The sequence below is a fragment of the Cupriavidus pampae genome, from assembly GCF_914271485.1.
GTDB lineage: Bacteria > Pseudomonadota > Gammaproteobacteria > Burkholderiales > Burkholderiaceae > Cupriavidus > Cupriavidus pampae.
The window spans coordinates 667,511-679,683 of sequence record NZ_CAJZAG010000002.1 but is presented as its reverse complement, the minus strand read 5'-3'; the positions used below and the strand labels follow the sequence as shown (position 1 = coordinate 679,683).

13 protein-coding genes are annotated in these 12,173 nt (G+C 65.8%); all 13 read right to left on the bottom strand.

Features of this window, described 5'->3' with window-relative positions:
• Nucleotides 1-99: 99 nt before the first annotated feature.
• Complete coding sequence (locus tag LDO41_RS07280; protein ID WP_223983872.1) at nt 100-957, bottom strand: LysR family transcriptional regulator; 858 nt, start codon at nt 955-957, stop codon at nt 100-102.
• Between the two features lie 17 nt (nt 958-974).
• Nucleotides 975-1,823, bottom strand: a complete 849-nt coding sequence (gene fghA, locus LDO41_RS07275) for an S-formylglutathione hydrolase (RefSeq protein ID WP_223983870.1) — start codon at nt 1,821-1,823, stop codon at nt 975-977.
• Nucleotides 1,824-1,833: 10 nt separating this feature from the next.
• Nucleotides 1,834-2,940, bottom strand: a complete 1,107-nt coding sequence (locus tag LDO41_RS07270; protein WP_223983867.1) for an S-(hydroxymethyl)glutathione dehydrogenase/class III alcohol dehydrogenase — start codon at nt 2,938-2,940, stop codon at nt 1,834-1,836.
• 119 nt (nt 2,941-3,059) lie between these two features.
• A complete protein-coding gene (locus LDO41_RS07265; RefSeq protein ID WP_223983864.1) occupies nt 3,060-4,430 on the bottom strand; it encodes an NTP/NDP exchange transporter in 1,371 nt (456 codons plus the stop codon).
• Between the two features lie 51 nt (nt 4,431-4,481).
• On the bottom strand, nt 4,482-5,420 hold the full coding sequence (locus LDO41_RS07260; RefSeq protein WP_223983861.1) for an aldo/keto reductase: 939 nt from the start codon (nt 5,418-5,420) through the stop codon (nt 4,482-4,484).
• Nucleotides 5,421-5,535: 115 nt separating this feature from the next.
• A complete protein-coding gene (locus LDO41_RS07255; RefSeq protein WP_223983859.1) occupies nt 5,536-6,030 on the bottom strand; it encodes an Ohr family peroxiredoxin in 495 nt (164 codons plus the stop codon).
• A 51-nt stretch (nt 6,031-6,081) separates the two neighbouring features.
• On the bottom strand, nt 6,082-6,837 hold the full coding sequence (locus LDO41_RS07250; protein ID WP_223983849.1) for an SDR family oxidoreductase: 756 nt from the start codon (nt 6,835-6,837) through the stop codon (nt 6,082-6,084).
• Nucleotides 6,838-6,959: 122 nt separating this feature from the next.
• Nucleotides 6,960-8,012: a LysR family transcriptional regulator gene (locus LDO41_RS07245; protein WP_223983847.1), complete on the bottom strand. Its 1,053-nt coding sequence runs from the start codon at nt 8,010-8,012 to the stop codon at nt 6,960-6,962.
• Between the two features lie 87 nt (nt 8,013-8,099).
• Nucleotides 8,100-8,531, bottom strand: coding sequence for a cupin domain-containing protein (locus tag LDO41_RS07240; RefSeq protein ID WP_223983844.1), 432 nt, complete (start codon nt 8,529-8,531; stop codon nt 8,100-8,102).
• A gap of 4 nt (nt 8,532-8,535) precedes the next feature.
• Nucleotides 8,536-9,018 carry a carboxymuconolactone decarboxylase family protein gene (locus LDO41_RS07235; RefSeq protein ID WP_223983842.1) on the bottom strand — a complete coding sequence of 161 codons (483 nt, stop codon included), beginning with the start codon at nt 9,016-9,018 and terminating at the stop codon, nt 8,536-8,538.
• A gap of 181 nt (nt 9,019-9,199) precedes the next feature.
• A complete protein-coding gene (locus LDO41_RS07230; protein ID WP_223983839.1) occupies nt 9,200-10,090 on the bottom strand; it encodes an RNA polymerase sigma-70 factor in 891 nt (296 codons plus the stop codon).
• Nucleotides 10,091-10,381: 291 nt separating this feature from the next.
• The gene (locus LDO41_RS07225) at nt 10,382-10,696 is read right to left on the bottom strand and encodes a c-type cytochrome (RefSeq protein ID WP_223983836.1); all 315 of its coding nucleotides are present in this window, start codon (nt 10,694-10,696) and stop codon (nt 10,382-10,384) included.
• 32 nt (nt 10,697-10,728) lie between these two features.
• Nucleotides 10,729-11,943, bottom strand: coding sequence for a PQQ-dependent sugar dehydrogenase (locus LDO41_RS07220; RefSeq protein ID WP_377741441.1), 1,215 nt, complete (start codon nt 11,941-11,943; stop codon nt 10,729-10,731).
• Between the last annotated feature and the right edge of the window lie 230 nt (nt 11,944-12,173).

Here is a 12,173-nt window from a genome sequence, read left to right as displayed (position 1 = left end):
CAACCACGCGCGTGACATCCTGCTTGTCAAGCCGACCCATCGAGATGCCTCACCCAGGCATGTGCGAAACCACCAGTGAAGCCCCTGAGCGTTGCGCCGTCAGGCCACCGTGCTGAGTGTGGCAATGGTGGCATCCAGCAGCGCGCGCAAGCGCGGCACGCGCCGCAGATCCTTGTGATAGCCGACCCAGACGTCGCGCCCGGGCGGCGCCGTGTCGGTGACGATGCGTTGCAGGCCGTCGATGCGGTCGGCCAGCAGGCAGGGCAACACCGCCACCCCCACCCCGGCGGCGCAGAGCCGTGCCTGCGCTTCGCGGTGATTGCTGCCGAACACCTGATGCGCGTTGGGCAGCAGGTCGCGCAACCACTGCACGTCGGGCATCTCCGCGAAGGCGGCATCCATGGTGACCAGCCCGCAGCCCGTGCCATCGCCCAGCACCGGGGGCGTGACATCGCGCGCGCCGTACAGCGCGTACTCCATGTGCATTAGTTTGCGCTGCACGATATCGGGCTCGTCGAACGGACGAATGCGGAATACGAGGTCCGCCTCGCGTCGTGCCAGGTCCAGCAGGCGGGTATCGGTCAGCAGCTCCACGCTCACGCGTGGATGAGCGTGAATAAACGCGGCAATCACCGGCGCCAGCACGTGTACGCCGAACCAGTCGGAGGAGGAGATCCGCACCGAGCCTTCCAGCGCGTCGTCCTGACCCGCCAGCGCGCGTTCGAGCGCGAGCGCTTCCTGTTCCATGCGCTCGGCGTGACCGAGCATCGCCGCCCCTTCGTCGGTGAGGACCAGCCCGTCAGCGGTACGTTGAAACAGCGCGTGGCCGACGCTCTCTTCCAGGGCCCGCAGCCGGCGTCCCATGGTCGGCTGGGTCTGCCCGATCGCGCGCGCGGCGCCTTGCAGCGTGCCCGCGCGCGCGATGGCCAGGAAGATCCGGATGTCGCTCCATTCCATCGGTCGGCGCTCCCGCCTCAGAGCTGAGCCGCGTGATGCCGGATATGGTCTTCGATAAACGTCGAGATAAAGTAGTACCCGTGGTCATAACCCGCGTGACGGCGCAGCGTGAGCGGCTGACCCACCGTCTGGCACGCGGCCTCGAACGCTTCCGGATGCAGCTGCTCGGCGAGAAACTTGTCGTCGAGGCCCTGATCGATCAGGATGCCATTCGGGAACGGTGCCGACGGTTGCGCGGCCATCAATGCGCTGGCATCGTGCTGCGCCCAGCGTGTGTGATCGTTGCCGAGATAGCCGGTAAAGGCCTTCTTTCCCCACGGGCATTGCGACGGCGCGGCGATCGGCGCAAACGCCGAGACCGAGCGATACCGACGCGGATGCCGCTGCGCGAGCACGAGCGCGCCATGCCCGCCCATCGAGTGGCCGAACACGCCTACGCGGTTGCGATCGACGGGTAGCGACGTGGTGACGAGGTCGAACAGTTCGTCGGCCACGTAGCTCTCCATGCGCCAGTGCATGCGCCAAGGTGCTTCGGTGGCATCCACGTAGAACCCGGCGCCAACGCCGAAGTCCCACGCATCGGCCTCGCCCGGCACGTTCGCGCCGCGCGGGCTCGTGTCCGGCGCAACGAGCGCAAGACCATGTTCGGCTGCATAGCGCTGCGCGCCCGCCTTGATCGCGAAGGTCTCTTCCGTGCAGGTGAGGCCCGCGAGGTAGAAGAGCCCGGGCACCGGCGCCGCGCCGGCGGCGAGCGCCTGCGGCGGCAGGAAAATCGAAAAGCGCATCGGCAGGCCGATCGCCGACGACTGATGCCGGTAAAAGCGCTGGACGCCGCCGTGGCAGCCGTGTTCGGACAGCAGTTCCATGGCGATTGCCTTAGTAGAGCACCACCGAGCGGATCGACTCGCCGCGCTTCATGAGGTCGAAGCCCTCGTTGATGCGCTCGAGCGGCAGCGTATGCGTGATCAGGTCGTCGATATTGATCTTGCCTTCCATGTACCAGTCGACGATCTTCGGCACATCGGTGCGGCCACGCGCGCCACCGAAAGCGGAGCCCTTCCATTCGCGACCCGTCACCAGCTGGAACGGACGCGTCGAGATCTCCGCGCCGGCCTCGGCCACGCCGATGATGATCGACTTGCCCCAGCCCTTGTGGCAGCACTCGAGCGCCTGACGCATGACCTTGGTGTTGCCGATGCACTCGAACGAGTAGTCCGCGCCGCCATCGGTCAGTTGCACGATGTGGTCCACCACGTTCTCGACTTCGCTCGGGTTGATGAAATGGGTCATGCCGAACTTGCGTGCCATCGCTTCGCGCGCGGGGTTCAGGTCGACGCCGATGATCTTGTCCGCGCCCACCATCTTGGCGGCCTGGATGACATTCAGGCCAATCCCACCGAGGCCGAACACCACCACGTTGGCACCGGCTTCCACCTTGGCCGTGAACAGCACGGCGCCAACGCCGGTGGTCACGCCGCAGCCGATGTAGCAGATCTTGTCGAACGGCGCGTCCGGACGCACCTTGGCTAGTGCAATCTCGGGCACCACGATATGGTTGGCGAACGTGGACGTGCCCATGTAGTGGAAAATGGGCTTGCCGCCGATCGAAAAGCGCGAGGTGCCGTCCGGCATCAGGCCCTTGCCCTGCGTGGATCGAATCGCCTGGCACAGGTTGGTCTTGCGCGACAGGCAGAACTTGCACTGGCGGCACTCGGGCGTGTAGAGCGGAATCACGTGATCGCCGGGTTTCAGCGAGGTCACGCCGGGGCCGACATCGGTGACGATGCCCGCGCCTTCATGGCCGAGAATCGCCGGGAAAATACCTTCCGGATCGGCGCCGGACAGCGTGTAGTAGTCGGTGTGGCAGATGCCCGTGGCCTTGACTTCGACCAGCACTTCTCCCGCGCGCGGGCCGTCGAGTTCCACGTCTTCGATGGTCAGCGGGGCGCCGGCTTTCCAGGCGATGGCGGCTTTGGTCTTCATGGTCGACTCCTTGGCGAATGCGATACGGATGCGAGGCGGGTGTGCAACAGACCCCCGCGAACAGGCCAAGACTATACGGCGAAACCCCACGCGCCGGCCAGCGGGCGCGCGATTATCGGCTACTGCCGCGATGGCATCGACCGCGTGAGCGGCGCCTCGGCAGACTGGGCCTCGTGCGGCAACTGGCCTTCGTGATGACGGCCCAGCCACCAGCCGAGCACGGCCCATGCGATCGCCAGCACCGCGCCCGCAAGCGCTACCGCCGCCGGATGGCCCGACAAGGCATCGATCGCGGTCTTCACCCACGCACTGACCGCATCGCCGGCACGGTACACGGCGGTGTCGATGACGTTCTTGGCCTTGTACTTGGTTTCCGGATCGACGACCGTGAACAGCATCTCGCGGCCCGGCCGCAACATCGCATACTCGCCCACGCGTCGCACGATCATCGCGCCCGCCAGCACCGCGAAGGTCGGGTGCAACGCCAGCACGACAAAGCCCACGGTGACGAGCACCGGCACCGAGGTCAGCAGCGCGGTCACGCCATAGCGTCGCGCCACGCGGCCCGAGAAGAACAGCTGCACGACGATCGTCAGCGCCTGCACGATGGCGTCGAGCGCGCTGAACACCTGCGTCTGCTGCGCGCGCGACGGGTAGGCCTCGGCCACCAGCCGCGCCTGCTCGAAGTACAGGAACGTGCTGGCGGTGGCCAGCAGGATCACGAACAGGCTGATGCCGAGCAGATAGCGCGAGCGCACCACGAGCGTCAGACCCGCCCACAGCCCGCCGCCGACCGCATGGGAGGGATCGGCCGAACGACCGCCCGGCAGCGGATCGTCCGTCGCCACCACGCCGGCGCCCGCGCGACCCCGCCAGCCGAACAGATAGCCCACGCCGGGCAACGTTGCCGCGAGCAATGCCGCGGATAACAGCATCAGACCGGTCAGGCCGATACGTTCGACCAGCCAGCCACCGAGCACCGGGCCCGCGAGGCCGCCGGCACTGGCCCCGGCCGCGATCAGCGCGAACAGCCGCCGCGCCTGCGAGGGGCGGAACACGTCGGCCATCAGGCTCCATGCCACCGACACTACAAAAAGATTGAAGACCGATAGCCATACGTAGAACACGCGCGCCAGCCACACGTTGTCCGGCGCCTGCTGGGTGGCGAACGCAAACCCCAGCAGGTTGGCGATAAAGAACGCATAGACCCAGGGCACGAAGCGCCGGCGCGGCAGCCATGCGCACACCGCGCCGTAGATCGGAATGGCCACCAGCATGACGACGAACGTCGCCGTGAACAGCCATTGCAGATTGCGCACGCCGCCCGCGATGCCCATGGTCTCGCGCACGGGGCGCAGCATGAAGTAGCTGGCGAACAGGCAGAAGAAGAACAGGAACGCGGCCACGACCGCGCCGGTCTCGCCGGGCCGGAGACCGAACCCGCGCAGGATCCGGTTGGGCTGGCCGTCGGGCGTTTGAGCGCCGGTCATTGGTGGCCGCGCATCATGTTGTCAGCCATCATGTCGTTGACCATCGGGGCGTCAGGCCAGCAGCGCCGCGATGCGCGCGCGTTCGCGCGTATCGGGCATGCGGCCGTGTCCGGCCGCGAGATTGTCCGCCATATTGCGCGGCTTCGATGTGGCCGGAATCGCCGAGGTCACGGCCGGATTGCTGATGACAAATTTGAGGAACAACTGGCCCCACGAGTTGCAGTCGATCTCGCCGGCCCAGTCGGGCAGGGGCCGTCCCTTGACCGCCGCGAAGATATTGCCATCCTGGAACGGGCGGTTGATCAGCACCGCCACACCGCGATCCCGCGCGAGCGGTAGCAGTACGTTCTCCGCGTTGCGATCGCCGGCCGAGTAGTTGACCTGGAGGAAGTCGACCTTCTCGCTGCGCAGAATCTGCGCCAGCTGGTCGTGCGCCTCGTCGCGGTAGTGCGTAATGCCGATGTAGCGGACCTTGCGCTGCTCCTTGAGCTGGCGCAGCCAGCGCAGGTTCTCGCGCCAGTCGACGAGGTTGTGGACCTGCAGCAGATCGACGGTATCGGTGCGCAGGTCGGCGAGCGACCTGGCGAACTGGGCCGGCGCGTTGGTATGGCTGGTGGAGATCTTGGTGGCGAGGAACACATGCCGGCGCGCGTGCGCGGCTTCGATCAGATCGCCCGTGACTGCTTCGGAGTTGCCGTAGCTGGGCGCGGTATCGACCACCGCATTATTGGCGTCGCGCAGCAGCAGCGAGAGAACCTCGACCAGCGGCGCGCGTTCGTCGGCCGCCTTGCCCACGTCGAACGTGCCGGACGTCCCCATGCCGATGACGGGCAGCGCTTCGGTGGTGCCGGGAATGGTGCGGCGCAGCGGCGCGGCCACGGTTGCGGCGGCAGCCGTGGCGGCGTGCGCGCCGCCGATACCAGCCGCACCGGTGGCGGGTAGTGCCAGCGCGGCGGCAAGACCAAGAAACGTGCGGCGGTCACATGACATGGCAGCGTCCTCAAGCGTCGGGTCCGGTGACCTTAGCGCTTTGGGCGCCGCTTGTAAACATCACCGCCGCCGGTGACTGGCGCCGGTGTCCTGCCTCAGTTCACCTCAGTCCGCCTCAATCGGCCTTCAGCGTGATATGCCGGATGCCCTGCCGCACCATCTTGGAGTACGGGCAGACGCGTTCGGTCTGGCGAATCAGTTCCTCGGCGAGCGCGTCGTCGAGCCCCGGCAGATGCACGCGCAACTCGGCGGTCAGCATGTAGAGCCCATCGATCGGATCGCGCCCGAACTCCACGTGGGCCTCCACCTTGGCATCGGTGATCGGAATACCGGCGCGCGTCGCCAGCAGAAACATCGCGCCGTGGAAGCACGCGGCATAGCCGGCCGCAAACAACTGTTCGGGATTGGGACCGCCGCCGGGACCTTCGAGGTCCTTCGGCATGCGCAGATCCACCGCGAGATCGCCCTCCTGGGAGCAGGCGATGCCCGAGGCGCGGCCGTGGCCGGTTTCCCCGCCCGTCACCATGACGGTGGCGTGGTAGAGCGGCAGGAAATCTCTGCCGGTGTACTTGTCCAGCAGCGCGGTGGACGGCGGGCGGAGTTCGGTCATGGGCGCTCTCTTGGGGGATGACAGCGGGCTAACGGTGGGCTAACCCCGGGGCTAACGCTTCGTCTGCGATTTCGCCAGCCACGTCTCGAGGTCGATCTTGCCGAGCCGCGCCTGTCCCGCCGGCACCAGCGTGTCGTCGGCGAGCTTCGCGCCGAAATAGCCCGCCGCGGGGTCGCTGACGATCTTGCGCGTGTCGTGGGTCAGCGCGAAATAGCGCGTCATCAGGTCCGACATGCGCAGACGGTCCGGTCCCGCGGTCTCGACCACGCCATTGATGGGCGCGGCCAGTGCGGCGTCGGCCACGGCTTCGGCCACGTCATCCGAAGCGATCGGCTGAATGAATGCGGATGACAGATGCACCGTGTCGCCTTGCGCGCCTGCCTGCGCAATCGCGCCGAGAAACTCGAAAAACTGCGTGGCCTGAACGATGGTGTAAGGCACACCGCCTTTGCGGATCAGCGCCTCCTGCGCGATCTTGGCGCGGAAGTAACCGCTCTCCGCAAGCTTGTCGGTGCCGACGACCGACAGCGCGACATGGTGCTTCACGCCGGCTTCCTTTTCGGCAGCCAGCAGATTGCGGCCCGACGTCTCGAAGAACTCGAGCACGGCCTTGTCTTCGAACGATGGGGAATTGGCCACGTCAACCACGACGTCCGCCCCGGCCAGCGCCTGCGCCAGCCCTTCGCCCGTAAGGGTGTTGACGCCCGATCCTGGCGATGCGGGCACTGCATCATGGCCACGTGCGCGCAGCAGCGCCACAACCTTGCTACCGATCAGGCCGGTGCCTCCAACGACGACTAGTTTCATGGCGTACTCCCCCAACGGTGGAAATGCCCCATGTTAGCCAGCGCGCATGCCAGCCGGAAGCGACGTCAGCGGACGCAGCGTGTTGCCGTTTACGCACCAATGGCGTGTGTCAGTGCGCTGATCTAGAGCGGAAACGGCAGCGTCAGGTCCAACGCCCGCGTCCGCTCGGTCATCTCGTCGATGAATACACGAATCCGCGCCGGCAACTGCCTGCGGCTCAGATAGCAGACATAGTGCCCATGATCGCTCGGCGCATAGCACCCAAGACAGGCCACCAGCCGCCCCTCGCGCAACAGTTCGCAGACCTGATACGCCGCCAGTTGCGCAATCCCGTGTCCACCGAGCACCGCCTGCAGCACAAGCTCGGCATCGTTGAACGTCTGTCGCGACTCCGGTGTCAGCACCCGTGGCTGGCCCGCGACCCGAAACTCCCATTCGCTGACGCGCCCGTTGGCGCCACGGTAATTGATGCAGCGATGCGCGCTCAATTCGTCCAGGTCCACTGGCAAGCCATGCGCGCGCGCATAGGCAGGCGACGCGCACGTGACCAGTTGCATCGGAATCAGCTGCTTGGCGATGACCTGACTGTCCTCCATGCGACCGTCGCGAAACGCCACGTCGACCCGATCGCTCGTAAAGTCCGCGGGCCGGTCATCGAGCTGAAACTCGAGCGAGATGTCCGGATAGCGCGTGTAAAAGTCGGCCAGCAGCGGTGCAATCACGCGTCGCCCAAAGCCGGTGCTCGCGCGAACGCGCAGATGTCCGCGCGGCGGGCCACTCCGCAACTCGTGCATCTCCTCGATCGCCTGTGAAATGCGTTCCATGCCTGGGCTGCAGTTCTCGTAAAACAGCTCGCCCTCGCGCGTCAGCGAGGTGCTGCGCGTGGTGCGTACAAACAGTCGTGCGCCAAGTTGCGCCTCGAGCTTCTGCACATTCCGGCTGACCGCGGAGCGGCCGATACCAAGCCGATCGCCGGCCCGTGCAAAGCTGCCCTCGCTGACCACGGCAAGGAACGCGACCACGCCCGCATAACTCGTGGCAAAGCTGGTTGCCAGCGGGTCCTGACGCGGGTCGGATAGTGTGACGACGGAGGAGCGGTTGGGGGCGGGGCTGGACGCCGCCTCGGTGGCGGGTTCGTCCCGAGCGGAAGCAGGGGGGCGGGCAAGGGTATCCATACCCCCATAGACGAGCGAGGGCCGCCGTTTGTGACAGCGGCACTCGAAACCTTCGTCCCTGCTGACCGGACCAACCGGTCGAAGCCGTTACTTCACCGGCGTCAGGATCGGCGCGCCCTTTTCCTTGAGCAGCAGCACCAGGAACTTCGCGGGCTTGGTCTTGCTGGCATTGCGGCCCACAGTATGAATGTCCTTGGGACCTTCATGGAACGTCTGGCCCGGCAGCAGCGTGACTTCCTTGCCGCCCTTGACACCCATGATGATCGACCCTTCGAGCACGTAGATAAAACCGTGCGCGTCGTGGCGATGCACCGGATCGGCGGCGCCGGGCGCGTATTCCACCGTGATCATCACGGCTTCCTTGCCGGGATAATCGGGCAGCTCCTGCGTCATCACCGGCGTGACGGTCACGCCATCGTGCTCGATGCCCGCGGCGGGCGCCGGGCGCGCCACCACGAGCGCGCCGGCCAGGCACAGCAACATGCCCAACTGCCGCAAGCCGAATCGTGTCTTGGTCATGGCTTTACTCCAGGTTGGCCTTGCCCAGCCCAAACATCTTGTCCTGCGAGCCCGGCACGGTCTGGAATGCGACGTTGATGCGGTTCCAGGCGTTGATGGACATCACGTGGTAGGTCAGTTCCACGAGTTCCTGCTCGGAGAACTGGGTGCGCACGCGTTCATACACGTCGTCGGGCACGCCGTGAGGGGGAATCTGCGTCAGCGCTTCGGTCCAGGCGAGGGCGGCGCGTTCGCGCGGCGCGAACAGCGTGGACTCGCGCCAGATGGCCACGTGGTACAGGCGCAGTTCGCGCTCGCCGTGGATCTTGGACTGTTTGACGTGCATATCGAGGCAGAACGCGCAGCCATTGAGCTGCGAGGCACGCACCTCGATCAGGTGCTGGATCGAACCCTCGATCTTGGAGATCTTGCCGAGTGCCACACTGAACTCGGCAAACTTCTTGAACAATTCGGGGGACTGCTCGATGTAGTTGAGGCGTTGCGTCACGATGACTCCTGGAGATCTGAGGGTAAGGGTCCCGGCGGGAGGGCCGGGGTGCCGTAGCGGCCGAAGGCCGCCGCTCAGAAGGAATCTTAGGGAGCGAATGCGCGCTCCGGTAGGCACGTGGAAGGCCTCATATTGTTGATCGACGAACACCAATCGTGCATGTCAACCCGCGCCGCCGGGCTCAGGAGGCCAGTGCTACCCCGCGTGCTGCGGCGATGCGCGCGAGCTTGTCCGGGTTGCGCTGCACGAGAATGCGCACGATGCGTTCGCCGTCGGTCTCGTATGCCTGCGCCGACTCCAGCCGGTCATCGACGAATCGCAGCAACGCCCATGTGCCGTTGAGCTGCACGAGTTCCACGCGCGCGGTGTCCCCAAAGCGCCGGTAACCGGCATAAAACAGTTGCGCGATACGGCGCCCGCCGGTGAGCGGCTCCGGGAAACTCTGCACCTTGCCGCCGCCATCGCCGATCAGTTCGGCGTCCGCGGCCAGCATGCCGCTGAGCGTGGTGAAGTCTCCGCGCTCCATCGCGTGCGCAAACGCCTGCAGTAGCTTGCGATGCATCTCGCGCGGCACCGCAAAGCGTGGCTGCCCGTCGCGCACCTGCGCGCGGGCGCGGCTCACGAGCTGGCGGCACGCCGCTTCGCTCTTGCCGACAATGGCGGCCACCTCGGCGTAATCGACATCGAATACCTCGCGCAGCAGGAACGCCGCGCGCGCCTCGGGTGTCAGTCGCTCCAGCACCTTGAGGAACGCCACCGAGAGGTCGTCCGCGCGCTCGTGCAGCTCTTCGGGCGTCGGTGGGGAGGCATCGAGCAGCGGTTCCGGCAGCCAGATACCCGCGTAATGTTCGCGCTGCAGCTTGGCCGCGCGCAGACGGTCGATCGCGATGCGCGTGGTCACGGCCACCAGCCATGCCTCCGGGTTCTCGACCTCTTCACGGTTGGCACCGTGCCACCGCAGCCAGGCATCCTGCACGGCGTCCTCGGCCTCGGCGACCGAGCCCAGCATGCGGTAGGCGATGCCCTGCAATCGGGACCGAAGCCGGTTGAACGTCCGCGTGAGTTCAGTCATGAAAGAGTCAGGAGGGAGTCGGAAATTTCTGAGTTAGGCTAGGACATTTTGAGAAACGTCCCATATACGCTGGGAAGGTCAATGCGAAGAATAGCCTTGTCGCCGCATCGTGGCGATGATTGCGTGAGGGACACGCAATGTGAACCTTGGACTCAGAAAGGAGAACCCTGCATGTATCGCATGACTTGCCGCGACACATCGGACTTCACGATCCCGCCTTTAATACGCGGGCTGGCGTGGTGACGGTGTCCTAAGGGGCCGGACGACCCGCAAGGGTCGTCCGGTTTATTGCTACTGAGGCTTGAGGCCGTGATAGAACGCGGCGAGGTTGGCGATGTCGGCATCGGTCAACGGCTTTGCCATCATCGACATCATCTCGTCCTTGCGCTTGCCCGAGCGGTAGTCCTTCAGTGACTTGATCAGGTACTGCTCGTTCTGCCCGGCGAGGTTCGGCGCCTCCGGCAGCTTGGACATGCCGTCCAGTCCGTGGCATGCCTGGCATTGCACGGCCTTGGCGCGGCCGGCCTGCGCGTCGGCGGCCCGCGCCGGCGCCACGGTCAGCACGAGCGCAAGACCTGCCGTGGCGACCAGCGTGGATACCGACATGGATAAATGCGCCATCGTCCCAGACACTGCCGTCATTTGGCCCCCGAGTAGGAAATGCGATAAATCGCCCCGGCGTAATCGTCGGAGACCAGCAACGAGCCGTCCTGCAACGCCTGCACGTCGACCGGGCGACCCATGTATTCGCCGTTGGGCGTAAGCCAACCCTCGGCAAAGACCTCGGTCTCGCCCGCAGTGCCGTCGGGCTTGACCGCCGTATACATGATGCGCGCTCCGATCGGCTTGCTGCGGTTCCACGAACCGTGCTCCGCCGCGAACACGCCGCCCTTGTACTTGGCCGGGAACATGCTGCCCGTGTAGAACATCATGCCGAGGTCGGCCGCGTGGGCGGCATACTCGACTTCAGGGAACACCACGCCCGCGGGCACCTTGGCGTCCTTGTACTCGACCGTGCGGACCTTGCCGCCGCCGTACCACGGGAAGCCGAAGTTCTGGCCGGCCTTGGTGGCGCGATTCAGTTCGCCCGGGGGCTGGTCGTCGCCCATCCCGTCCACCTGGTTATCGGTGAACCACAGCGTCTTGTCCGCCGGATTGAAGTCCATGCCGACCGAATTGCGCACGCCCAACGCGTAGACCTCGCGATTCTTCCCGTCCTGGTCCATGCGGACGATGCCGGCGAGCCCGTTCTTGTCGAGCGCGGCCAGCTTGTCCTTGGGTGGCACGTTCCACGGCTGGCCCAGCGTGATGTAGAGCTTGTTGTCCGGCCCGATGCGGCAGGTGCGCGCACCGTGATTGAAGCTTTCGAACTCGGTCGGGATCAGCTTGCCCTGCGGCACGACGATGCCAGCGGCCACGTCCGGGCCACCTTCGCCGAAGAACTGCGCGGCGGGGAAGGCCAGCACGCGGTTCTGCTCGGCCACGTACAGCACGCCATTGGGGGAGAAGCAGACGCCGTTGGGCACCTTGAACGCGATCGAGGTGGCAAACGCCACCACGTCATCGGCCACGCGCCGCTTGGTGCGGTCCGTGATCTGCCACACGCGATTCTTGCGCGTGCCGGCGAACACCACGCCGGTCGACGGTTCCACGGCCATATGGCGGGCGTCGGGCACGATCGCATAGAGCTCGATCTTGAAACCCTGCGGCAGCTTGATCTGCTTGAGGTTCTCGCGCAGCGCGTCGGCCTTGGTGCCGGTCTGCGGCACGCTTTCGGGGGTGGGCGTGCCGGTCGGCTTGAACTGCTGCAGCTTGCCGAGATTGTTGTCGGCCCCGATGGCGGGGGTGACCATGATGGCAGCGGCCAGCGAGACGGCGGCCAATGGCAAGAGCCTGGGAAGGTAGCCCATGTGTGATGTCTCCGGAGGTTTTGTTTGCTTTTGAGCCCGCGACTGCAAAAGGAACAACCATCCGACGGAACGTCGACCGCGTTCGCCCGGATCCCCTGCCTGGCGGGGTGTGACACGACGGGTATGACAGGAAAGAGCTTAGGACAAACTTTTGTGCGGTGGAAAGCTCGATT

Bases quoted from the DNA above. Each gene is read 5' to 3' on its own strand.
- LDO41_RS07240 (WP_223983844.1), bottom strand. From the start codon at position 8,531: ATGACCAAGACACGATTCGGCTTGCGGCAGTTGGGCATGTTGCTGTGC.
- LDO41_RS07245 (WP_223983847.1), bottom strand. From the start codon at position 8,012: ATGGATACCCTTGCCCGCCCCCCTGCTTCCGCTCGGGACGAACCCGCC.
- LDO41_RS07250 (WP_223983849.1), bottom strand. From the start codon at position 6,837: ATGAAACTAGTCGTCGTTGGAGGCACCGGCCTGATCGGTAGCAAGGTT.
- LDO41_RS07265 (WP_223983864.1), bottom strand. From the start codon at position 4,430: ATGACCGGCGCTCAAACGCCCGACGGCCAGCCCAACCGGATCCTGCGC.
- fghA (WP_223983870.1), bottom strand. From the start codon at position 1,823: ATGGAACTGCTGTCCGAACACGGCTGCCACGGCGGCGTCCAGCGCTTT.
- LDO41_RS07270 (WP_223983867.1), bottom strand. From the start codon at position 2,940: ATGAAGACCAAAGCCGCCATCGCCTGGAAAGCCGGCGCCCCGCTGACC.
- LDO41_RS07220 (WP_377741441.1), bottom strand. From the start codon at position 11,943: ATGGTCACCCCCGCCATCGGGGCCGACAACAATCTCGGCAAGCTGCAG.
- LDO41_RS07225 (WP_223983836.1), bottom strand. From the start codon at position 10,696: ATGTCGGTATCCACGCTGGTCGCCACGGCAGGTCTTGCGCTCGTGCTG.
- LDO41_RS07260 (WP_223983861.1), bottom strand. From the start codon at position 5,420: ATGTCATGTGACCGCCGCACGTTTCTTGGTCTTGCCGCCGCGCTGGCA.
- LDO41_RS07280 (WP_223983872.1), bottom strand. From the start codon at position 957: ATGGAATGGAGCGACATCCGGATCTTCCTGGCCATCGCGCGCGCGGGC.
- LDO41_RS07255 (WP_223983859.1), bottom strand. From the start codon at position 6,030: ATGACCGAACTCCGCCCGCCGTCCACCGCGCTGCTGGACAAGTACACC.
- LDO41_RS07230 (WP_223983839.1), bottom strand. From the start codon at position 10,090: ATGACTGAACTCACGCGGACGTTCAACCGGCTTCGGTCCCGATTGCAG.